Source organism: Streptomyces sp. R44 (assembly GCF_041053105.1).
Taxonomy (GTDB): domain Bacteria; phylum Actinomycetota; class Actinomycetes; order Streptomycetales; family Streptomycetaceae; genus Streptomyces.
This window is the reverse complement of record NZ_CP163444.1, coordinates 6,097,033-6,118,071: the sequence shown is the minus strand read 5'-3', so window position 1 is coordinate 6,118,071 and position 21,039 is coordinate 6,097,033. Positions and strand designations below refer to the sequence as shown.

19 protein-coding genes are annotated in these 21,039 nt (G+C 71.5%); 3 read left to right on the top strand and 16 right to left on the bottom strand.

Annotated elements, in window-relative coordinates; all coding sequences use genetic code 11:
* Nucleotides 1-21 precede the first annotated feature (21 nt).
* The 9 genes from lepB (AB5J54_RS28570) to AB5J54_RS28530 all read right to left on the bottom strand — a co-directional run bounded on the left by lepB (AB5J54_RS28570) (nt 22) and on the right by AB5J54_RS28530 (nt 6,210).
* The gene (gene lepB / locus AB5J54_RS28570; protein ID WP_369149483.1) at nt 22-957 is read right to left on the bottom strand and encodes a signal peptidase I; all 936 of its coding nucleotides are present in this window, start codon (nt 955-957) and stop codon (nt 22-24) included.
* Nucleotides 926-1,906: a signal peptidase I gene (lepB, locus tag AB5J54_RS28565; protein WP_369146772.1), complete on the bottom strand. Its 981-nt coding sequence runs from the start codon at nt 1,904-1,906 to the stop codon at nt 926-928. The genes lepB (AB5J54_RS28570) and lepB (AB5J54_RS28565) overlap by 32 nt, the downstream gene beginning before the upstream one ends.
* On the bottom strand, nt 1,899-2,732 hold the full coding sequence (gene lepB / locus AB5J54_RS28560) for a signal peptidase I (protein ID WP_369146771.1): 834 nt from the start codon (nt 2,730-2,732) through the stop codon (nt 1,899-1,901). Before lepB (AB5J54_RS28560) ends, lepB (AB5J54_RS28565) begins: the two co-directional genes overlap by 8 nt.
* A gap of 69 nt (nt 2,733-2,801) precedes the next feature.
* The gene (gene rplS / locus AB5J54_RS28555) at nt 2,802-3,152 is read right to left on the bottom strand and encodes a 50S ribosomal protein L19 (RefSeq protein ID WP_015036473.1); all 351 of its coding nucleotides are present in this window, start codon (nt 3,150-3,152) and stop codon (nt 2,802-2,804) included.
* 127 nt (nt 3,153-3,279) lie between these two features.
* Nucleotides 3,280-4,101 carry a tRNA (guanosine(37)-N1)-methyltransferase TrmD gene (gene trmD, locus AB5J54_RS28550; RefSeq protein ID WP_041131460.1) on the bottom strand — a complete coding sequence of 274 codons (822 nt, stop codon included), beginning with the start codon at nt 4,099-4,101 and terminating at the stop codon, nt 3,280-3,282.
* On the bottom strand, nt 4,098-4,667 hold the full coding sequence (rimM, locus tag AB5J54_RS28545) for a ribosome maturation factor RimM (protein ID WP_369146770.1): 570 nt from the start codon (nt 4,665-4,667) through the stop codon (nt 4,098-4,100). Before rimM ends, trmD begins: the two co-directional genes overlap by 4 nt.
* Nucleotides 4,668-4,776: 109 nt before the next feature.
* Nucleotides 4,777-5,016, bottom strand: coding sequence for an RNA-binding protein (locus AB5J54_RS28540; protein ID WP_020868149.1), 240 nt, complete (start codon nt 5,014-5,016; stop codon nt 4,777-4,779).
* A 2-nt stretch (nt 5,017-5,018) separates the two neighbouring features.
* A complete protein-coding gene (rpsP, locus tag AB5J54_RS28535; RefSeq protein WP_015036470.1) occupies nt 5,019-5,462 on the bottom strand; it encodes a 30S ribosomal protein S16 in 444 nt (147 codons plus the stop codon).
* Between the two features lie 154 nt (nt 5,463-5,616).
* Entirely contained in the window at nt 5,617-6,210 is a 594-nt protein-coding gene (locus tag AB5J54_RS28530) for a hypothetical protein (RefSeq protein ID WP_030690647.1), read from the bottom strand.
* 375 nt (nt 6,211-6,585) lie between these two features.
* Between AB5J54_RS28530 and AB5J54_RS28525 the strand changes: the two genes are divergently transcribed.
* Complete coding sequence (locus AB5J54_RS28525; protein WP_369146769.1) at nt 6,586-7,311, top strand: methyltransferase domain-containing protein; 726 nt, start codon at nt 6,586-6,588, stop codon at nt 7,309-7,311.
* Nucleotides 7,312-7,420: 109 nt separating this feature from the next.
* Here AB5J54_RS28525 and ftsH read toward each other — a convergent pair whose 3' ends face one another.
* The 6 genes from ftsH to AB5J54_RS28495 all read right to left on the bottom strand — a co-directional run bounded on the left by ftsH (nt 7,421) and on the right by AB5J54_RS28495 (nt 17,108).
* On the bottom strand, nt 7,421-9,346 hold the full coding sequence (gene ftsH, locus AB5J54_RS28520; RefSeq protein WP_369146768.1) for an ATP-dependent zinc metalloprotease FtsH: 1,926 nt from the start codon (nt 9,344-9,346) through the stop codon (nt 7,421-7,423).
* A gap of 132 nt (nt 9,347-9,478) precedes the next feature.
* Complete coding sequence (gene ffh / locus AB5J54_RS28515) at nt 9,479-11,032, bottom strand: signal recognition particle protein (RefSeq protein WP_369146767.1); 1,554 nt, start codon at nt 11,030-11,032, stop codon at nt 9,479-9,481.
* Nucleotides 11,033-11,138: 106 nt separating this feature from the next.
* On the bottom strand, nt 11,139-13,589 hold the full coding sequence (locus tag AB5J54_RS28510) for a [protein-PII] uridylyltransferase (RefSeq protein ID WP_369146766.1): 2,451 nt from the start codon (nt 13,587-13,589) through the stop codon (nt 11,139-11,141).
* A 20-nt stretch (nt 13,590-13,609) separates the two neighbouring features.
* Complete coding sequence (locus AB5J54_RS28505; protein ID WP_015036464.1) at nt 13,610-13,948, bottom strand: P-II family nitrogen regulator; 339 nt, start codon at nt 13,946-13,948, stop codon at nt 13,610-13,612.
* On the bottom strand, nt 13,945-15,291 hold the full coding sequence (locus AB5J54_RS28500; RefSeq protein WP_369146765.1) for an ammonium transporter: 1,347 nt from the start codon (nt 15,289-15,291) through the stop codon (nt 13,945-13,947). Before AB5J54_RS28500 ends, AB5J54_RS28505 begins: the two co-directional genes overlap by 4 nt.
* A gap of 341 nt (nt 15,292-15,632) precedes the next feature.
* The gene (locus AB5J54_RS28495; RefSeq protein WP_369146764.1) at nt 15,633-17,108 is read right to left on the bottom strand and encodes a hypothetical protein; all 1,476 of its coding nucleotides are present in this window, start codon (nt 17,106-17,108) and stop codon (nt 15,633-15,635) included.
* 425 nt (nt 17,109-17,533) lie between these two features.
* On the opposite strand from AB5J54_RS28495, the gene AB5J54_RS28490 reads away from it, so the two are divergent.
* Nucleotides 17,534-18,187 carry a bifunctional DNA primase/polymerase gene (locus AB5J54_RS28490; RefSeq protein ID WP_369146763.1) on the top strand — a complete coding sequence of 218 codons (654 nt, stop codon included), beginning with the start codon at nt 17,534-17,536 and terminating at the stop codon, nt 18,185-18,187.
* A 72-nt stretch (nt 18,188-18,259) separates the two neighbouring features.
* On the opposite strand, the gene ftsY is transcribed toward AB5J54_RS28490, so the two are convergent.
* Nucleotides 18,260-19,480 carry a signal recognition particle-docking protein FtsY gene (gene ftsY, locus AB5J54_RS28485; RefSeq protein WP_369146762.1) on the bottom strand — a complete coding sequence of 407 codons (1,221 nt, stop codon included), beginning with the start codon at nt 19,478-19,480 and terminating at the stop codon, nt 18,260-18,262.
* An 87-nt stretch (nt 19,481-19,567) separates the two neighbouring features.
* Between ftsY and AB5J54_RS28480 the strand changes: the two genes are divergently transcribed.
* A complete protein-coding gene (locus AB5J54_RS28480; RefSeq protein ID WP_369146761.1) occupies nt 19,568-21,025 on the top strand; it encodes a cytosine permease in 1,458 nt (485 codons plus the stop codon).
* Nucleotides 21,026-21,039 lie beyond the last annotated feature (14 nt).

Sequence of the window (21,039 nt, the reverse complement as noted above, 5' to 3'; positions counted from 1 at the left end):
CGGCACCCTACCCGCGGGTCGCTACTCGGCGGTATGCCGTGCGGCCTGCTTCTTCCGGCGCCACAGCACGAGCGGGAGCGCTCCGGCGAGCCCGGCCGCCCCGAGGGGGGCGGCGCCGAGGGCCTTGTTGAGGGCCGGCTGGTCGAAGACGTCGGGCACGGGGAGCGTGGCCCAGCGGGTGACCGGCCAGGCGATCACGACGGCGCGGCCCACGACCTCGTCGTTGGAGACGGTGCCGCCGCCGGGGAGCTGCTGGTGGAAGCGGGAGTCCAGGGAGTTCTGCCGGTTGTCGCCCATGACCCAGATCCGGCCCTTGGGGACCTTGATCGGACCGAAGGAGTCCTGGCAGGGCACCGCGCCGGGGGCGAGGTACGCGCTCTCGTCGAGCGCCACGCCGTTGAGGACGACCTTGCCGCCCTCCTTGCAGGAGACGGTGTCGCCGCCGACGGCGATGACGCGCTTGATGAGGTCCTTCTCCTCGGCGGAGGGCATGAGGCCGATGAAGCTGAGGAACTTCTGCACGACGTTCGGCGTGGGCGTCTCCTGGCCCTCCAGCCAGCCGCCCGGGTCGTGGAAGACGACGACCTCGCCGCGCTCGGGCTCGGAGCCGAACCAGGGGGTCAGCTTGTCGACGAGGACGCGGTCGCCCTTCTGAAGGGTGTTCATCATCGATTCCGAGGGAATCGAGAACGCCTGCACCAGGAAGGTCTTGATCAGCAGGGCGAGCACCAGCGCGATGCCGACGAGGAGGGGCAGTTCCTTCCAGAAGGAACGCTGCTTCTTCGGGCCCTTGCCGGACCCGTCCGCCGCTTCGTCGCCGCCTTCGCCCGGCGTACCGCCGCCCGGCGGCTGCGCCTGCTCGTCACCCGTCACGTCGCCACCCGTCGTGTCATCGCCGAAGGCCCCGTCGGCCCTCTTCTCGGGCTCATCGTGTCCGGATCGTGCGCCGACGGCCAAATCCCCCACATCCACTCCTCAGTCCGTGCGAACGCCTGCCCCGGGTCAGGGACAGGCCCACCACTCCCATAACGAGCAGAAGTTCCGCAGGGGTCGGGAGCCCGGGCAATCCGTTCAGATTCCGCTGGGACACACTATGCGACAGATCGGATGCGGTCCCGGAACTCGCACGTGCGTCCGGTACGGCGGAGAAGGTCTCCCGCTCCTCCAGGCCGCGCCAGTGCCCGAAGGGCCAGGCGATCACCACCGCGCGCCCGACGACCTGCTCCTCGGAGACGGTGCCGTGGCCCTCCTCGTCGAGGTGGAAGCGGGAGTCGGCCGAGTCGGAGCGGTGGTCGCCGAGGACGAAGATGCGGCCCTGCGGGACCTTCACCTCGAAGGGGATCTTGGACGGCGGATTCCCGGGATGCAGGTACGGCTCGTCCAGGGGTACGCCGTTGACGCTGATCCGCCCGTCCGCGCCGCAGCAGCGCACAGTGTCGCCGCCGACTGCGATCACCCGCTTGATGAGGTCCCGGTCGTCGGCCGAGGGCAGCAGCCCGATGAAGGTGAGGGCCTGCTTGGCCTGCTTGATGCCGATCGGGTCGTCGGCGGGCGGCTCGGCCTCCTGCTGGAGCCAGCTGCCGGGGTCCTTGAAGACGACGACGTCGCCGCGCTGCGGGCGGGAGCCGAACCAGGGCGTGAGCTTGTCGACGAGGACCCGGTCCTCGATGCGGATCGTCTGCTCCATGGAGCCGGAGGGGATGACGAACGCCTGGACCAGGAAGGTCTTGAGGACGAGCGCGATGAACACGGCCACGATGATCAGGACCGGGATCTCCCGGATCGCGGAGCGCTGCCGGCGCCGCTTGACCTTGCGGGCCAGCCTGCGGCGCTCGGCCCGTCCGGGCAGGGCGGTGGGGCCCTGGTCGGCCCCGGCGGAGGGGCGGCCGCGGCCCCGGCTACCCATGGGCTCCCGCTCCGTGTCCGCCGGCCGGCGGGGCCGGTACGGCGCCGAAGGCGTCGGTGCCGGGCACGGTGGTCCAGCGGCCGAAGGGCCAGGCGATCCAGTCGGCGCGGCCGACGACCTTGTCGACGGGGACCATGCCGCCGCCGGGGTTGCCCAGGTGGTCGCGGGAGTCGCTGGACTGGCTGCGGTGGTCGCCCATCACCCAGAGCCTGTCCTGCGGGACGACGATGTCGAAGGGCACGCTGGAGGGCCGGTCGCCGAGCATCACGTACCGCTCCTGGACGGGGGCGCCGTTGACGGTGATCCGGCCGTCCTTGTCGCAGCAGACGACCCGGTCGCCGCCGATGCCGACGACCCGCTTCACGAAGTCGGTCTCGTCGGGCTCGGCGAGGCCGAGGGCGGCCGCCCCGTCGTGCAGGAGCCCGGTGACGGGATTGTCCTTCGGCTGTTCCCGTACGAAGGAGCCGGTGCCGTCGAAGACGACGACGTCTCCCCGGGCGGGCTCACTGCCGAAACGGTACGCCAGCTTGTTCACGAGGATCCGGTCGCCGACCTGGAGCGTCGGCTCCATGGAGCCGCTGGGGATCAGGAACGGCTGGATCACGAAGTGGCTCAGGAGCAGCAGGAAGGCCATGCAGGCGCCTCCCACGAGGGCGGTGCGCCGCCAGGAAGGGGCGCGGCTCGAGTCCTCGGACGCGCTTCCGGAATCCTCGGACGCGCGCTCCGAGCCGTCGGAAACGCGCGCGGAGCGCGACCCTTCCTCCGTACCGGACGTATCCGTGTCGGAAGAGGGGTCGCGCTCCGTGTGCTGTGCTTCGGTGTCCATCGCCGGCAAAGCCTATCCGGCCTGTCTGTGCGAGGAGTCCGAAGCGGGGAGCGTGCCGGGAGCCTGAGCTCAGCGGTCGCGCTTCTCCTTGATCTTGGCAGCCTTGCCGCGCAGCTCGCGCAGGTAGTAGAGCTTGGCGCGACGGACATCACCGCGGGTGACGAGCTCGATCTTCTCGAAGATCGGGGAGTTCACCGGGAAGGTGCGCTCGACGCCGACGGAGAACGAGACCTTGCGGACCGTGAAGGTCTCGGAGACGCCCGAGCCCTGACGGCGGATGACGACACCCTTGAACTGCTGGATACGGGAGCGGTTGCCCTCGATGACGCGCACGTGGACGTTCACGGTGTCGCCGGGACGGAAGGCGGGGAGGTCGGAGCGGAGCGAACCCGCGTTGACCTGGTCGAGCAGGGAGGCCATGGAGGTCTCTTTCCTCGCTGATGCCACAGGTCATCAGCGGTACGTTCGAATGATGGGGAGCGTCGTCCGTTTCTGGCGGCGTCGTTCCCCCTGTGGCAGGGGCGCGCGCCGGACGGACGACAGCGGCCTATTCTTCCACGCCCTCGACCCTGCGCCAAAATCGGCCGCCGGGCTCGGGCGCCCACCCCAGCATGGAGAGGATCTCGCGGTCCTTCTTGTCGAAGGCGGACGGGTCGCAGCGCTCGATGAGGTCGGGCCGGTTGGCGACCGTACGGCGGAAGGCCTCGTCGCGCCGCCAGCGGGCGATCTTGCCGTGGTGCCCGCTGAGGAGGACGTCGGGGATGCCCCGGCCGCGCCACTCGGGGGGCTTGGTGTAGACGGGGCCTTCCAGGAGGTTGGCCATGGCGCCGGGGGCGAAGGAGTCGTCCCGGTGGGACTCGGCGTTGCCGAGGACGCCGGGCAGCAGGCGGGCCACCGCCTCGGTGACGACGAGGACGGCCGCCTCGCCGCCGGCGAGGACGTAGTCGCCGATGGAGACCTCGTAGACGGGCATCCGGGTCGCGTACTCGTCCATGACGCGGCGGTCGATGCCCTCGTAGCGGGCCGGCGTGAAGATCAGCCAGGGGCGCTCGGAGAGCTCGACGGCGAGCTCCTGGGTGAAGGGGCGGCCGCTGGGGGTCGGGACGACGAGGACCGGCCCGTGCGCGCCGGCCTCGTAGCCGTCGGCGAGCGTCTGGTCGAGCGCGTCGCCCCACGGCTCGGTCTTCATGACCATGCCGGGGCCGCCGCCGTAGGGGGTGTCGTCGACCGTGTTGTGCCGGTCGTACGTCCAGTCGCGCAGGTGGTGCACATGGACGTCCAGCTGTCCGCGCGCGCGTGCTTTGCCGACGAGGGAGACGTTCAGCGGTTCGAGGTACTCGGGGAAGATCGTGACGACGTCGAGCCTCATGCCGACTCCTCGCCGGACTCCGCGGGGCCGTCGTCCCGGGAGGAGACGATCTCGGCGCGGTCGTCGATCAGACCGGGCGGCGGGTCGATCACGGCCCGCTGCTCCTCCAGGTCGATCTCGGTGACGATCGACTCGACGAAGGGGATCATCAGCTCGGTGCCGTCGGGGCGCTCGACGATGAAGAGGTCCTGGGACGGCAGGTGGGAGATCTCGGTGATCACGCCGATCTCGGTGCCGTCGGCGAGGACGACGTCGAGGTCGATCAGCTGGTGGTCGTAGTACTCGTCCTCCTCCTCGGGCAGCTCCGTGGGATCGACCTCCGCGATGAGGATGGTGTTGCGGAGGGCCTCGGCGGCGGTGCGGTCGCGGACGCCCTCGAAGCGCAGCAACAGCCTGCCGCTGTGGACGCGGCCGGTCTCGATGGTCAGCGGCCCGGCGGAGGCCGGGTCGGTGAGCAGTACGGCACCGGGGCCGAGCCTGAGCTCGGGCTCGTCCGTCCGCACCTCGACGGTGACCTCGCCCTTGATGCCATGGGCGCGGCCGACCCGCGCGACTACCAACTGCACTGCTCCACACTCTCCTGTCACACAGCTCGTACGTACGACAACGGGCCGGGGCGGGCTCTTCAGCCCTCCCCGGCCCGTGCCGGCACAACTAGTTATGCTGCCGACCTGCTCAGCGGACCTGGTCCACGTCGACGAGGTCGACGCGGATCCCCCGGCCGCCGATGGCGCCCACGACGGTGCGCAGCGCACGCGCGGTGCGGCCGTTGCGGCCGATCACCTTGCCGAGGTCGTCGGGGTGGACCCGGACCTCCAGCACGCGACCCCGGCGCAGGTTGCGCGAGGCGACCTGCACCTCGTCGGGGTTGTCGACGATGCCCTTCACGAGGTGCTCGAGAGCCTCCTCGAGCATGATCAGGCCTCGGTCGACTCGGTGGACGCGGCCTCGGCCTCGTCCGCCTTCTTGTCGGCCTTCTTGGCCTTCGGGGTGATGGCCTCACCCTTGTCGTCGCCGCCCTCGAGGGTCTTCGCGAACTCGTCGAACGAGGCGCGCTTCGCCTCCTTCGTGGCGGGGACGAGCAGAGCCTTCTCGGGGGCCGGCAGACCCTTGTGCTTCTGCCAGTCGCCGGTGAGCTTCAGGATGGCGAGAACCGGCTCGGTCGGCTGGGCGCCGACGGACAGCCAGTACTGCGCACGCTCGGAGTCGACCTCGATACGCGACGGGTTGTACGTCGGGTGGTAGAGGCCGATCTCCTCGATCGCGCGACCGTCACGACGGGTGCGCGAGTCGGCGACGACGATGCGGTAGTGCGGCTGGCGGATCTTGCCGAGGCGCTTGAGCTTGATCTTGACTGCCACTGGAGTGGTGTCTCCTGGTCTTGACGTGGTTGGGCACTTGAGATGCCACGTGGGGTTGCGGTACTCGGGTGCCCGATGGACGCGTCAGCCGGAGGAGAGAGGGGTCCTGTGCGACTGTCGAGTACAGCTAGCCATTGTGCCACACGCCGCCGACTCAGTTGGCGGCGCCCACTGTCTCGGGGATGCGGAAGGGCTTGCCGCAGCCGCCGCAGACGATCGGGGCCTGGGCCAGCACGGACGGCACCACGCGCACGTTGCGCCCGCAGTCGCAGACGGCCTTGACGCGCACGCCGCCGCCCGAGGATCCGTGCCGGGCGGCCGGTCCGCGGAAGGAGCGCTTGGTGTCGGCGGCCGTGGCGACCGTGTGCGCCTTGAGGGCGCGCTGGAGCCGCTCGATGGTGGGCCGGTACCGGCGCCTGGCCTCTGGGTTGAGCGTGACCAGGGAGAAGCCGCTGCTGGCGTGCGGCTCCTCGGGATGGTCGAGGCCCATTTCCTCGGCGATCGCGAGGAATCTGCGGTTGTGGTAGCGGCCGGCCCGGGAGGTGTCGCGGACACCTCGGGCGGCGGCGATGCCGTGGACTGCCTCGTGGAGCAGTCGCTCGAAGGAGAGCTCGGCGCCACAGGCGGACGAGGACTCTCCGATCAGGGACTCGGGCGCGGCAAGATCGGGCAGCTCGGGGTGGTGCCGCTGAATGTCGGCCCACGCCTGTGCCAGCTCTGCGGCGAGAACAGGGGGTGTCGTGCTCACGTCGCGTACAACGAGCCGAAGTGCCCCCGGGTTCCATTCCGGGGCATCCCAAATATTTTGCACGTACCCGTCAGTTGCCTTGATGTGTCCCGACGCGGGCCAGTGCCCCCGATCTGCGGAGAAGTCACGCAGAGATCGTCAAGCCGGTGCGTAGTGGCGCATACGCCCCGGCGCGTGGCCGCGGTGCGCGCGCCCCCGGGTGGGCGGAGCGGCCCGGGGAACTGTTGCGAGGACATTACCGGGTCGATGCGCAAGGCGGCGCACCGCCCCTCCCCCGGGTGAATCGGTCCGGCGCGAGCACTGGACGCGGCCGGGGAAGCGCAGTTCCCTGGCTACGGGGGGCTGTCGTCCGAGCACGGATTGGGGCGCTTTTCCATGACACCTACGCTCGTCCCGCACCACCCCGCGCGCGATTGGGCCGAGATCCAGGAACGCATGCTGGTCCCGCTCTACGAGGCGGTGTACGACCGCCTGGGCGTGGGCGCGGGTTCCCGGCTGCTGGGCCTGGGCTGCGGCTCGGGCCTGGCCCTCCTGATGGCCGCGGCGCGGGGCGCGCGGGTGGCCGGCGCGGACCGGGACCACGCGCGCGTGGAGCTGGCCAGGGAGCGGCTGCCGGAGGACGTCACCGTCACCGAGGAGCTCCCGGAGGACCTCCCGTACGACGTGATCACGGCCTTCCACGCGACGGACGGGATGCTCCCCGAACTCCGGGCTCTCACCCGTTCGGCCCACTCGGGCACGGCGGTCGTACTCGCCGGGTGGGGGCCGCCGGAGCGGTGCGCCACGGAGCCGGTGCTGCGGGTCGCGGCCCGGCTCGCGGACCGCGGGCCCGCGCCGGGTCCCGACCTGGACGCGCTGGTGGCAGGGGCGGGGCTGCGGCCGGCGGGCTCGGGCCGGGTGGCCTGCCCCTTCGGGTACGCGGACGAGGCCAGCGCGGTGCGCGGGCTGCTGTCGACGGGCGTCTTCGACGAGGCGGTCCGGGCGACGGAGCACGCGCAGGTGGCGAAGGAGATCGAGGAGGCGCTCGCCCCCTACGTCCGCCCGGACGGGACGGTGTGGATGCCGAACGTCTTCCGGTACGTGGTCGCACGCGTGCGGTAGGCCGCGCAGGACGCGGGACTCAGGACTCGGGACTCGGGACTCGGGACTCGGGACTCGGGACTCAGAACGCGGAACGCGGAACTCAGGACTCGGGCTCAGGACGCGGGACTCAGGACTCGGGCTCCTTCCTCAGGCGCGGGATGCCCGCTGCCCGGTAGGCCGCGTCCTCCTCCAGGGTCTCGTTGGCGAGGAGGGCCTCGGCCAGGGCGTCCAGCTTGTCGCGGTGCTCGCGGAGCTGCCGTACCGCGCTCTCGTAGCACTCGTCGACGATGCGCCGCATCTCCTCGTCGACGGTGTCGAGGGTCGCGGGGGCGGCCGAGAGCCCGTAGGCCTGCTGGGCGTCGCTCGGGATGGCGGTGAGGCGGCCGACGCGCTCGCTCATGCCCCAGCGGCCTGCCATGCCCCGGGCGATGTTGGTGACCTGTTCGAGGTCGCTCTCGGCGCCGGTGGTGATGACGCCGAAGACGACCTGCTCGGCGGCCATCCCGCCGAGGGCGCCGATGATCCGGCCGCGCAGATAGTCCTCGGTGTAGGCGTACTTGTCGGCGTCGGGGGTCGACAGGGTGACGCCGAGGGCCCGGCCGCGCGGCACGATGGTGATCTTGCGGACCGGGTCGGCGCCGGGCTGGAGCATGCCGAGCAGGGCGTGGCCGCTCTCGTGGTACGCGGTCCTGCGCCGCTCCTCCAGGGGCATCACCAGCGGCCGTTCGGCGCCGAGCTGGACCTTCTCCAGGGCGTCCGACAGATCCGACTGGGTGACGGCCTGCTGCTGGCGCTTGACGGCGAGGAGGGCGGCCTCGTTGGCGAGGTTGGCGAGCTCGGCGCCGGTCATGCCGGGGGTGGTGCGGGCCACGTGCTCCAGGTCGACGTCCCGGGCGAGCGGGATCTCCCGGGTGTGGATCTTCAGGATGGCCTCGCGGCCGCCCCGGTCGGGCGGGTTGACGTGGACGATGCGGTCGAAGCGGCCCGGCCGGGTGAGGGCCGGGTCGAGCACGTCGGCGCGGTTGGTGGCGGCGAGGACGATGACGCCCTCGGAGCCGGTGAAGCCGTCCATCTCGGTGAGGATCTGGTTGAGGGTCTGCTCCCGCTCGTCGTGGCCGCCCATCCCGGAGCCGCCGCCGCGGGCCCGGCCGATGGTGTCGATCTCGTCGATGAAGATGATCGCGGGGGCGACCTTGCGGGCCTCGGCGAACAGCTCGCGGACCCGGGAGGCGCCGACGCCCACGATCATCTCGATGAACTCGGAGGCGGAGGCCGAGAAGAACGGCACCCCCGCCTCGCCCGCGACGGCCCGGGCGAGCAGGGTCTTGCCGGTGCCGGGAGGGCCCGCGAGGAGCACGCCGCGGGGCATCTTGGCGCCCATCTCGCGGTAGGCCTGCGGGTTCTTCAGGAAGTCGACGACGTCGTTGAGCTCGCCCTCGACCTCGTCGATGCCGGCGACGTCCTGGAAGGTGGTGCGCTTGCCGCCCTCCAGCTCGACCGGCTTCGGCGGCTGCTTGCGGCCGAGCATCCCGCCCGCGCCGCCCATGCCGGCGCTCATCCGGCGGGCGATGAACACCCACAGCACGACGAGCAGCAGCATCGGCGCCAGCGAGATCAGGAGGTTGGCGAGGAAACTGCGCTCCTTGACGACCGGCTCGGCCGTGACGACCACGTTCTGCTTGGTCAGCTGTGCCCACAGGTCGTCGTCGGCGAAGGCCGGACGCTGGGTCTGGAACTTGGTGTAGTCGCCGTCGCCGCCCGGCACGGGCTGCTTGTTCTTCAGCTGCCCCTGGATCGCGTCGCCCTTGGAGTAGATCTTGGTGACGTTCCCGGCGGCGACCTGCTTGTCGAACTCGGTGTAGGAGATCGTCGGCCCGTCGCCCTCGTTGAAGAACGACAGCACGATGTTGGCGATCAGGTAGACGACGAGCGCCGTGAGGATGAGGCTGCCCCAGCTGCCCGGCATCCGCTTCTTCGGCGACGGGGGCGGTGGGGCCCCTTCCGAGCGCCAGGGCTGGTCGGTCCGGTCGCGCGGGGGTACGGGGTTGGCCACGTGGCTCTCCTCGGGGCGGCAGTGGCCCCAGTATCGAAGAGCGGGATCGGTCCGGCATTACGGGCGGCGCGGAGGTATGAAAAGGGGCCCGGGGCGGTTTCGTACCGCCCCGGGCCCCTCATACGGGCCCGATCAGCCCATGAACTTCTTGAACTCGTCCGGGAGCTCGAAGTCCTTCGGGGTCTGCCCCGCCGCCGGGAGACCGAAGGCGCCGCCGGCCTGCGCCTGCTCACGGCGCTCGGCCGCGGCCTGCTCCTCGGCCTTCCGCTTCATCGGGTTGCCGCTCTTGCGCTTGCCCTTGGCCTGCTTGACCTGCTTCTTCTGCCGGCCGGGGCCGCCGCCCATGCCCGGGATGCCCGGCATCCCCGGCATGCCGCCGCCCTGCGCCATGCGGGACATCATCTTGCGGGCCTCGAAGAACCGCTCGACCAGGCCCTTGACCGCGCTGACCTCGACGCCGGAACCCTTGGCGATACGGGCACGGCGGGAGCCGTTGATGATGGTCGGGTCCTGGCGCTCGGCCGGGGTCATCGACTTGATGATGGCGGCCGTACGGTCGACATCGCGCTCGTCGATGTTGGCGATCTGCTCCTTCATCTGGCCCATGCCGGGCAGCATCCCGAGCAGCTTCGAGATGGAGCCCATCTTGCGGACCTGCTCCATCTGGGCCAGGAAGTCGTCGAGCGTGAAGCCCTCGCCCTTCTTCGAGGCGAGCTTCGAGGCCATCTTGGCGGCCTCTTCCTCGTCGAAGGTCTGCTGCGCCTTCTCGATGAGGGAGAGCATGTCGCCCATGCCGAGGATGCGGGACGCCATGCGGTCCGGGTGGAACGCGTCGAAGTCGTCCAGCTTCTCGCCGTTGGAGGCGAACATGATCTGCTTGCCGGTGACGTGCGCGATGGAGAGCGCGGCACCACCGCGGGCGTCGCCGTCGAGCTTGGAGAGCACGACGCCGTCGAAGCCGACGCCGTCGCGGAAGGCCTCGGCGGTGTTGACCGCGTCCTGACCGATCATGGCGTCGACGACGAAGAGGACCTCGTCGGGGCTGACGGCGTCGCGGATGTCCGCGGCCTGCTGCATCAGCTCCTGGTCGATGCCGAGGCGGCCGGCGGTGTCGACGATGACGACGTCGTACAGCTTGGTCCGCGCGTACTCGATCGAGTCCTTGGCGACCTGGACCGGGTCACCGACGCCGTTGCCCGGCTGCGGGCCGTAGAAGGCCACGCCCGCGCGGTCGGCGACGACGGAGAGCTGGTTGACGGCGTTGGGGCGCTGGAGGTCACAGGCGACGAGCAGCGGCGAGTGGCCCTGGCTCTTCAGCCAGACACCGAGCTTTCCGGCGAGGGTGGTCTTACCGGCACCCTGGAGACCGGCGAGCATGATCACGGTCGGCGCGGTCTTGGCGAACCGCAGACGACGGGTCTCGCCACCGAGGATGGAGATGAGCTCCTCGTTGACGATCTTGATGACCTGCTGGGCGGGGTTGAGGGCGTGGGAGACCTCCGCCCCCAGCGAGCGCTCCTTGACCTGCTTGATGAAGGCGCGGACGACCGGCAGGGCGACGTCCGCCTCCAGCAGCGCGATACGGATCTCGCGCGCGGTGGCGTCGATGTCCGCCTCGGACAGACGGCCCTTGCCGCGGAGGTTCTTGAAGGTCGCTGCAAGGCGGTCGGAGAGGGTATCGAACACGGCGGTCGCGGATCCTCGGTGTCGGGGGCGGTCGGATTGCCCTCCAGGGTATCGGGCCGCTCGAAGTGTGTGCCCCCGCCCGCCGAATCCGGCGCGCGGGGACCGTTCATCGCAGCGCCTCCTCCAGCGCCCGGGCCAGGTCGATCGCCTCCTCGTCCGGGAGGAGGGAGCCGTCCGGGCGGGTCACGTACAGGGTGTCGACGGCGTTGGCGCCCAGGGTGGAGACGTGGGCGCTGCGCACCCGTACCGCCGCTCCCTCCAGCGCGCGGCCGATGCGGTGGAGCAGGCCGGGCGCGTCCTGGGCGCGGACCTCGATGACGGTGGCGAGGCGGGAGTCGGCCGCGGCGACGGTGACCCGGGGCGGCGGGGCGGTGAGGCCACGGCGGCGGGGGTAGGCGGCCTCGCGTTCGGCGAGCCGGGCGGGGATGTCGAGGGAGCCGTCCAGGGCGCGGACGAGGTCGGCGCGGAGCCGGGCGGCCTCGGGCAGGGAGCCGTACTCGGCGGCGACGCGCCAGTCGAGGACGAGGACGGAGCCGGAGCCGAGGTCGCCGGGGAGGTCGACGGCGCGGAGGTCGGCGGCGCGGACGGTGAGCCGGTGGAGGGCGAGGACGCCCGCGACGGCGGGGAGGACGCCGGGCTGGTCGGGCAGGGCGATGAGGAGTTCGACGCCGACGGGCTCCGGCTCCTCCTCGTCGAGGGGCTGCTCGTCGCGGGTGTGGAGGGCGAGGACGGGTTCGCCGGTGCGCAGGGCCTCGATCGCGAGCCGTTCCTGTTCGGCGCTGGGCGCGGCGGCCTCGGGATCGGGCAGGGGCGCGCCCGCGAGCACCCCGGCGACCCGTTTGACCAGGTCGGCGACGAGCGAGGCGCGCCAGGAGGACCAGGCGGCGGGCCCGGTGGCGAGGGCGTCGGCCTCGGTGAGGGCGTGCAGGAGCTCCAGGGTGCCGAGGGTGCCGACGGCGGTGGCGACGGACTGGACGGTGGCGGGGTCGTCGAGGTCGCGCCGGGTGGCGGTCTCGACGAGGAGCAGATGGTGGCGGACGGCGGTGGCGATGACGGCGGTGTCGGTGCGGTCGAAGCCGATGCGGGCGGCGAGGTCGCGGGCGATGGTCTCGCCGGCGACGGAGTGGTCGCCGGGCCAGCCCTTGCCGATGTCGTGGAGGAGGGCGGCGACGAGGAGGAGGTCGGGGCGGCCGACGCGGCGGGTGAGCGAGGAGGCCCGTACGGCGGTCTCGACGAGGTGCCGGTCGACGGTCCAGGTGTGGACGGGGTTGCGCTGGGGGCGGCAGCGGACCCGCTCCCAGTCGGGCAGGAGCCGGCTGATCAGCCCCTCGGCCTCCAGGGCCTCCCAGACGGGGACGGTGGCCTCGCCCGCGCCGAGGAGCGTCACGAGCTCCTCACGGGCTTCGGCGGGCCAGGGCACCGGCAGGGGCTTGGCGGCGGCCGCGAGGCGGCGTACGGCGTGCAGGGAGATCGGCAGGGCGGACTGGGCGGCCGCGGCGGCGGCCCGCAGGGGCAGGACGGGGTCGCGTTCCGGCTTGGCGCCGAGGGCGAGGACGGCCTCGCCGTCCATCTCGACGACGCCCTCGGCGAGCGGGGTCCGTTCGACGAGGGGTTTCGCGCCGCCGTTGCGGCTGAGGAGGGTGCGGAGCCGGGCCGGGCGGGCGGAGCGGGCCTTGAGGACGCGGTTGACCTCGCGCCAGGTGACGTCGGTGGCGTACGAGATGGTCCGGGCGGCCTCGTACACCTCGCGGAGCAGGGTGTCGGCGTCGAGGAGGCCGAGTTCGGCGGCGACGGCGTCCTGTTCCTGGAGGGCGAGCCGGTCGGTGGCGCGGCCGGTCGCGAGGTGGAGCGCGTCACGGGCGTCGAGGAGGCGGCGGCGGGCCGTGTCGAGGCCTTCGCGGGGGGCGTCGGCGAGCCAGGAGGCGGCGACGGCGCGCAGCACCTGGGCGTCGCGGAGGCCGCCCCTGGCCTCCTTGAGGTCGGGTTCGAGGAGGTACTGCAGCTCCCCCGCGCGTTCGGCGCGCTCGCGGCAGAGCGCGTCGAGTTCGGGGAGGCGCCGGGGGGCCTGGTTGCGCCAGTCGGCGAGGACGGTGGTGCGCAGGGCGGCGACGAGTCCGGCGTCTCCGGCGAGAAGCCGGGCGTCGAGGAGGCCGAGGTGGGCCTTGAGGTCGTCGGCGGCGGTGGCGCGGGCCTCGGCGGGGGTGCGGACGGAGTGGTCGAGGGCGAGGCCGAGGTCCCAGACGGGGTACCAGATCCGGTCGGCGAGGGCGGCGACGGCGGCCTTGTCGGCGGTGCCGTCGTGGAGCAGGAGGAGGTCGAGGTCGCTGCGCGGGGAGAGTTCGGCGCGCCCGTAGCCGCCGACGGCGACGAGGGCGGTCCCGCGGGGCGGTGCGGCGGCGGCGAAGAGGCCGGCCAGCCAGTCGTCGGTGAGCCGGGCGAGGGCGGCACGGCGCGGCGGCCCGGGCCGCTCCTTCTCCTGGAGGAGGAGCAGCCGGGCCGCCGCGTAACCGCCGGGTCCCGATTCTTCGGTCGTGTCGCTCGTGTCGAGGTTCGTCACCCGGCGGCTCCCATCCGTGCTTACAGTGCGTCCGGACCGCGCTCGCCGGTGCGGACCCGTACGGCGGTCTCGACCGGCACGCTCCACACCTTGCCGTCTCCGATCTTGCCGGTTCGGGCGGCCTTCACGACGACGTCGATGAGCTGTTCGGCGTCCTCGTCCTCGACGAGGACCTCGATGCGGATCTTGGGGACGAGGTCGACGGTGTACTCGGCGCCCCGGTAGACCTCGGTGTGGCCGCGCTGGCGGCCGTAGCCGCTGGCCTCGGTGACGGTGAGGCCGTGGACCCCGAAGGCCTGCAGGGCCTCCTTGATCTCGTCGAGCCGGTGCGGCTTGACGACCGCGGTGATGAGCTTCATGCGTCCACCTTCGTGTTCTCGCTCGGGACGGTCGTGGCCGCGGCGGTGCTGCGTCCGGTGATGCCGCCGCCGGCTCCGCTGAAGTCGTACGCGGTCTCGGCGTGCTCGACCTGGTCGATGCCGGAGACCTCGTCGTCCTCGCTGACCCGCATCCCCATCGTCTTGTCGATGATCAGGGCGAGGATCGCGGAGGCGACCAGGGAGTAGGCGAGGACGGCGAAGACGCCGACGGCCTGCTTGCCGAGCTGCTCCAGGCCGCCGCCGTAGAAGAGGCCCTTGGCCTCGGACTGGACGCCGCCGGTGGCGAAGAGGCCGACGAGGAGGGAGCCGATGACACCGCCGACGAGGTGGACGCCGACGACGTCGAGGGAGTCGTCGTAGCCGAACTTGTACTTGAGGCCGACGGCCATGGCGCAGGCCAGACCGGCGATCGCGCCGATGGCGATCGCGCCGAGCGGGGAGCAGGAGCCGCCGGAGGGGGTGATGGCGACGAGGCCGGCGACCGCGCCGGAGGCGGCGCCGAGGGTGGTGAAGGAGCCGTGGCGGAGCTTCTCGTACGCGAGCCAGGCGAGCATGGCGGCGGCGGTGGCGACCTGGGTGTTGACGAACATCACGGCGCCGACGCCGTCGTCGTTGCCGAGCCAGGAGCCGGCGTTGAAGCCGAACCAGCCGAACCAGAGGAGACCGGCGCCGAGCATGACCAGCGGGAGGCTGTGCGGGCGCATCGGGTCCTTCTTGAAGCCGACGCGCTTGCCGATGACGAGGATGACGCCGAGGGCCGCCGCACCGGCGTTGATGTGGACGGCGGTGCCGCCGGCGAAGTCGATGACGCCCATCTCGAAGAGCCAGCCGCCGGCGCCCCAGACCCAGTGGGCGACGGGGAAGTACACGATCGTGACCCAGAGGGTGATGAAGAGGGCCCAGGCGGTGAACTTGACGCGGTCGGCGAGGGCGCCGCTGATGAGCGCGGGGGTGATGATCGCGAACATCAGCTGGAAGACGGCGAAGACGTACACCGGGATGGTGTAGCCGTCCCAGAGCTCGGTGATGCCGATGCCGCTGAGGCCGACGTAGTCGGAGGACCAGCCGATGAGGGAGCCGGAGTCGGTGCCGAAGGCGAGGCTGAAGCCGAAGAGCACCCAGAGGATCGTGACGATCCCGAGGCTGATGAAGCTCATCATCAGCATGTTGAGGGTGGACTTGACGCGGACCATGCCTCCGTAGAAGAAGGCGAGCGCCGGGGTCATCAGCATGACCAGGGCGGAGCAGATGAGCATGAACCCGGTGTTGGCGGCAGACAGCTCGGGGGCGTCTGCGGCCAGGGTCGTGATGGCTGGTGCCATCGGCGTCTCCTCGTCGTCGAATGCGGCCGTGCGGGGCGGGGCCGGGGAGCGTCCGGCCTTGAGGGGTGGCCGGTTATGGGCCAGAGATTCGCGCAGCGCGGTTTCCGCCGATGCCGCTCGATGTTTCGGCGCAGTGACGAAGGGGTGGGGCGTGTTACGTGACCGTGAACGGCCGTGTCGGTACGAGGAGACGTCCGGGGAACGGACCGGCCGCGCCGGGCGTCCGTGTGACCTTGCGGCGGGGGAGCCGAGTCGGGCTTTACGGGACGTCCGGCGCGGCCGGGGTCTGGTGCGGGCCCCGTAGCGGGGCCGGGGGCCGGGGCCTGGGGCCCCTGGGGGGGTCAGACCGCTTCGGCGGCCTCGGGGAGGAGCTGGGTGAGCCGGTCGGTGAGCTGGACGACCTCGGCGACGTCGCTGTAGTTGCGGGCGGCGTGGTCGACGGTCTTGCGGAGCCGGGTGTTGACCCGTTCGGAGCGGATGCTGCGGGCGACCCCGAGGGCCTTCTCGGCGAGGACCACGGACTGCTCGGGCTCGCGCTTGAGGAGGTGGACGGTGGCCATGCCGATCAGGTTGAGCGCGTACGAGCGCTGGTGGTCGGGGTCCTTCTCGAAGAGCTCGACGGCCCGCTCCATGACGGGCTCGGCCAGCGAGGCGTAGGTCGGGGAGCGGCCGGCGACATAGGCGAGGTCGCGGTAGGAGTGGGAGTTCTCGCCGTTGAGCTCGGCCTCGGAGAAGAAGCCGATCCAGTCGGGCTCGGGCTCGCCGTCGAGGCCGACGTCGGCGAAGGTGTCCTCGGCCATCCGCACGGCCCGCTTGCACTTGGAGGGCTGCCCCATGTTGGCGTAGGCGCGGGCCTCCATCGCATACAGCATGGCCTGGGTGCGGGAGGTGGCGCAGTCCCGACTGCCGTACTGGGCGAGGTGGATGAGTTCGAGGGCGTCGTCGGGCCGCCCGAGGTGGATCATCTGGCGGCTCATCGAGGACAGGATGTACGAGCCGAGGGGCTTGTCGCCGGCCTCCTTGGCGGCGTGCAGCGCCAGCACGAAGTACTTCTGGGCGGTGGGCTGGAGACCCACGTCGTAGCTCATCCAGCCGGCCAGCTCGGCGAGTTCGGCGGCGCAGGTGAAGAGGCGCTTGGCGGTGGCGGCGGGCTGGGACTCCTGGAGGAGGTCGGTGACCTCGTGGAGCTGGCCGACGACGGCCTTGCGGCGCAGTCCGCCGCCGCACTGGGCGTCCCACTTGCGGAACATCGCGGTGGTGGACTCCAGGAGGTCGAGCTCGATCTCGGAGAGCCGGTTGGGTCTGCGGGCGTCGACGATCGGCTCGGGGCGCTCGATGTCGCCGGCCGGCGTGGGGACGAGCCAGCGCTGCATCGGTTCGATGAGGGCGGGTCCCGCGGCGAGCGAGAGGGAGGAGCCGAGGAAGCCGCGGCGGGCGAGCATGAGGTCGCTGCGGGAGAACTCGCTGAGCAGGGCGACGGTCTGCGGCCCCGCCCAGGGCAGGTCGACGCCGGAGACGGAGGGCGACTGGTGGGCGGTGCGCAGCCCGAGGTCCTCGATGGCGACGACGGAGCCGAAGCGCTCGGAGAAGAGCTCGGAGAGGATCCGCGGGATCGGTTCGCGGGGCTGCTCGCCGTCGAGCCAGCGGCGCACGCGCGAAGTGTCCGTGGAGATGTGGTGCGCGCCCATCTGGCGTGCCCTGCGGTTCACCTGGCGTGCCAGTTCGCCCTTCGACCAGCCGCTGCGCACGAACCACGAGCCCAGCTGCTCGTTCGGGCGCTTGCCGGCAGTCGTACCGTCTGCGCCGTTGCCGCTCACTGGAACGCCCCCATCCACCTGATGACCTGTCGTACGAACCCCTATCAGAATGCCGTCTCTCGCGGCACCCGTCCGACGTTCGCACTCCTTCGAACTGGAAACCGGGTTGCCTCCGGCATACCCACGCGTGCAAGCGATCCCGAGCTTCGAGTACCGAAAGTAATCCTACGATCACCCCTCCACGAGGGCGATTCAAGAAACGCCACCATTCGCCACCCCTTCGAATGAACTCGCCACGCGTGGAACGCGATTCACTTGACATGCGACGAACCGGAGTCGGCGGACGGAAGCGCGGAGAGGCGCGTGTCCCACTCCGCACCACCCCTCTCACGACCGCGCGCCACACTCGGCGACGGACCGTGACGAAGGGTGACGGCTGTGCTCCGGGTCGTAACCACCGGCGCGCTCGACCCGTTGGAGGGGGCATGGGTTTCACGATCGGCGGCATTCGTGAGATGCGGTCCGGCGCACGCCGCCGCGTACGCACCACGGAGTGCACAGCGGTGGCCGAGTACACGGGACTTTGGGGCTGGGACGTCGTCCCCGGCGCGCGGGCCGTCTCCGGCCAGTGCTCCTGCGGCGATCCGGCCTGCGCGGCCCCCGGCGCGCACCCCCTCTCCTTCGCGGAACCGGTCCCGGCGGGCGCCGGCCTCGACGACGCCGTGAAGGCCTGGTCCGCGTACCCGGGCGCGGCGCTGCTCCTCCCGGTCGGCCGCGCCTTCGACGTGATCGAGGTAGCCGAGGCCGCGGGCCGACGGGCGCTCGTGCGCCTGGAGCGCATGGGGCTGCCGCTCGGCCCGGTGTGCGCGACCCCGACCGGCCGGGCGCGTTTCTTCGTGGCCCCGGGCGCGGCGGCCGAGCTGCCGCAGCTGCTCTACCGGATGGGCTGGGACGACGCCGATCTGGACCTGCACTGTCTGGGCCCCGGCGCCCACATCACCGCTCCCCCGTCGGACCTGGGCGGGCTCGGGCCGGTGCGCTGGCTGCGGCCCCCGACGCTGGACACGGCGGGCGCGCCCCCGCAGGCCCGGCTGCTGCTCGGCACGCTGGCGTACATCTGCCACCGGACGCACTTCTGAGGACGCGGAAGGGCCCCCGCCAGAAGCCGGCGGGGGCCCTTCCGTATGCCGTACGAGATGCCGTACGCGGTGTCAGTCGCCGATCAGGGCGTCGACGAAGGCGCCCGGCTCGAACGGTGCCAGGTCGTCCGGGCCCTCGCCGAGGCCGATCAGCTTGACCGGGACGCCCAGCTCGCGCTGGACGGCGACGACGATGCCGCCCTTGGCGGTGCCGTCGAGCTTGGTCAGCACGATGCCGGTGATGTCGACGACCTCGGCGAAGACGCGGGCCTGGATCAGGCCGTTCTGGCCGGTGGTGGCGTCGAGGACGAGGAGGATCTCGTCGAGCGGGCCGTGCTTCTCGACGACGCGCTTGACCTTGCCGAGCTCGTCCATGAGGCCGGTCTTGGTGTGGAGCCGGCCGGCGGTGTCGATGAGGACGACATCGGCCTTCTCGGCGATGCCCTCCTTGACCGCGTCGAAGGCGATCGACGCCGGGTCGCCGCCCTCCGGTCCGCGCACGGTCCGGGCGCCGACGCGCTCGCCCCAGGTCTGGAGCTGGTCGGCGGCGGCGGCGCGGAAGGTGTCGGCGGCGCCGAGGACGACGGACTTGCCGTCGGCGACCAGGACACGGGCCAGCTTGCCGGTGGTGGTGGTCTTGCCGGTGCCGTTGACGCCGACGACCATGACCACGCCCGGGGTGTCCTCGGGGCTCTCGGTCTTCACCGAGCGGTCGAAGTCACCGAGAAGGGTGACGAGCTCCTCACGGAGCAGGCCGCGCAGCTCGTCCGGGGTGCGGGTGCCGAGCACCTTGACCCGCTCGCGCAGCCGGTCGACGAGCTCCTGGGTGGGGGCGACGCCGACGTCGGCCGTGAGAAGCGTCTCCTCGATCTCCTCCCAGGTGTCCTCGTCGAGGTGCTCGCGGGACAGGAGCGTGAGCAGCCCCTTGCCGAGCGAGTTCTGGGAGCGGGCCAGCCGGGCCCGGAGCCGCACGAGGCGGCCGGCGGTGGGCTCGGGGACCTCGATCTCGGGGGCGGCGGGCTCCTCGACGAGGGGCTCCTCGACCGCGACCGGGGCCTCGGGGGCCGCCTCGGTGGGGAGTTCGACCTCCTCGACCGTGCGGCGTGGTTCCTCCCGCGGTGTCTCCGCCTCCTCGCCGACGTGCGGTTCGGCGGGCGGAGCGGTGATGGTCGGCGTGGTGGACGGCGGCTCGGCCGGCGGCAGCTGCTTCTTCTTGCGACCGCTGATCACGAGCCCGCTCGTCACGGCGACCGCGACGACCAGAGCGATGACTACAGCAAGGATGAGTTCCATAACGCGTCCAGTATCGGCCACGAAGGGGCGGATGGCGGAGCACGTACAGTGGGTGGTTCCCCCACATCTGTACAACGGAGTACCCCTATGCCCCACGTCGCCTCCGATGCCGAAGGCGCGACGCACGACGGCGCCATGGAGACCCGCGGTCTCGAACCCGTCCCCGACGCCGAGCGGACCGGCCGGGTCCGCGAACTCTTCCCGACCTGGGTCGCGGCCAACATCAGTGTGCTGCTGCTCACGATGGGCGCCGGTCTGGTCGTCTTCAACGGCCTGAACTTCTGGCAGGTCCTGGTCGTGGCGGTCGTCGCGCCGGTCCTCTCGTACGGGATCGTCGGCCTGATCTCGATCGCGGGGAAGCGCGGCGGGGCGCCCGGCATGGCGCTGTCGCGGGCCGTGTTCGGTCAGCGCGGAAACCTTTTTCCCGGTGCGCTGATCTGGGTGGCCCGCTGGGGCTGGGAGACGATCAACGCGGTCGCGGGGGCGTACGCGGTGCTGACCGTCCTCGACCTGCTCTTCGGGGTGAAGTCGAACACGCTCCTGATCGTGGTGACGCTACTGCTCTTCGTGGCCTGCACGTTCCTGGTGTCGGGTCTCGGCATCAACGCGCTGCGGGTGTGCAGCACGTGGTCGACGTACCTCTTCGGCGCCTTCTCCGTGCTCGTCCTGGTCCATCTGGTGGCGAACACCGACTGGTCCGCGGTCTTCGACAAGCCCGCCGGTTCGACGGCGATGATGGTCGCGGGGATCGGCACGATCGCGGCGGGCGGCATCAGCTGGGTGCCCTCGGGCCCCGACTTCACGCGCTACCTGCCCCGTACGGCCTCCTCGCGGGCGATGGTCGGCTCGACGATCGGCGGCGCCGGGATCGTGGTGCTCCCCATGGTGCTGATGGGCGCCGTGATGGCGGTGTCGACGCCGGACCTGGCCTCGGCGCAGGACCCGGTCTCCTTCATCGGCGAGCTGCTGCCGATGTGGATCTCGGTGCCGTACCTGCTGATCGCCCTGATCGGGATGCTGCTGATCAACTCGATGTCGATGTACTCGGCCGGGTTCACGGCGCAGACCCTGGGCATCAAGGTGCCGCGGGCCGCGGCGGTGAGCGTGAACGCGGTGATCAGCCTGGTCTTCGGCTTCCTCCTGATGGTCGTGGCGACGAGCTTCATCGGCTCGTTCATCTCCTTCCTGACGCTGCTCGCGGTGGCGTTCTCGGCGTGGATCGGCGTCTTCGGCGTGGACATGCTGCGCCGGAGGTCGTACGACGCGAAGGCCCTGATGGACACCACGCGGGCGAGTGCCTACTGGTACCGGGGCGGTTTCGCCTGGCAGGCGATGACGGCGTGGGCCGTGGCGCTGGCCGTGGGTCTGCTGTTCACGAAGGTGGACTGGTTCTCGGGTCCGCTCGCCTCGACCTGGATCGGTGAGAACGGTCTGGGCTGGGCGGTGACGATCGTGGTCGCGGGCGCGCTGTACGCCGTGCTGCCGCGCTCTCCGCAGCCGGTTCCCGTGGCGCCCGCCGAAGTCCGCGAGACCGTTTCCATCTGACGCTCCGTCAGCTA

Excerpts from the sequence above, each read along its gene's own strand:
- AB5J54_RS28525 (WP_369146769.1), top strand. The coding sequence starts at position 6,586 with ATGACACCTACGCTCGTCCCGCACCACCCCGCGCGCGATTGGGCCGAG.
- lepB (WP_369146771.1), bottom strand. The coding sequence starts at position 2,732 with ATGGACACCGAAGCACAGCACACGGAGCGCGACCCCTCTTCCGACACG.
- AB5J54_RS28490 (WP_369146763.1), top strand. The coding sequence starts at position 17,534 with ATGGGTTTCACGATCGGCGGCATTCGTGAGATGCGGTCCGGCGCACGC.
- lepB (WP_369146772.1), bottom strand. The coding sequence starts at position 1,906 with ATGGGTAGCCGGGGCCGCGGCCGCCCCTCCGCCGGGGCCGACCAGGGC.
- AB5J54_RS28540 (WP_020868149.1), bottom strand. The coding sequence starts at position 5,016 with ATGCTCGAGGAGGCTCTCGAGCACCTCGTGAAGGGCATCGTCGACAAC.
- trmD (WP_041131460.1), bottom strand. The coding sequence starts at position 4,101 with ATGAGGCTCGACGTCGTCACGATCTTCCCCGAGTACCTCGAACCGCTG.
- AB5J54_RS28480 (WP_369146761.1), top strand. The coding sequence starts at position 19,568 with ATGCCCCACGTCGCCTCCGATGCCGAAGGCGCGACGCACGACGGCGCC.
- AB5J54_RS28505 (WP_015036464.1), bottom strand. The coding sequence starts at position 13,948 with ATGAAGCTCATCACCGCGGTCGTCAAGCCGCACCGGCTCGACGAGATC.
- rplS (WP_015036473.1), bottom strand. The coding sequence starts at position 3,152 with ATGGCCTCCCTGCTCGACCAGGTCAACGCGGGTTCGCTCCGCTCCGAC.
- ftsY (WP_369146762.1), bottom strand. The coding sequence starts at position 19,480 with ATGGAACTCATCCTTGCTGTAGTCATCGCTCTGGTCGTCGCGGTCGCC.
- AB5J54_RS28500 (WP_369146765.1), bottom strand. The coding sequence starts at position 15,291 with ATGGCACCAGCCATCACGACCCTGGCCGCAGACGCCCCCGAGCTGTCT.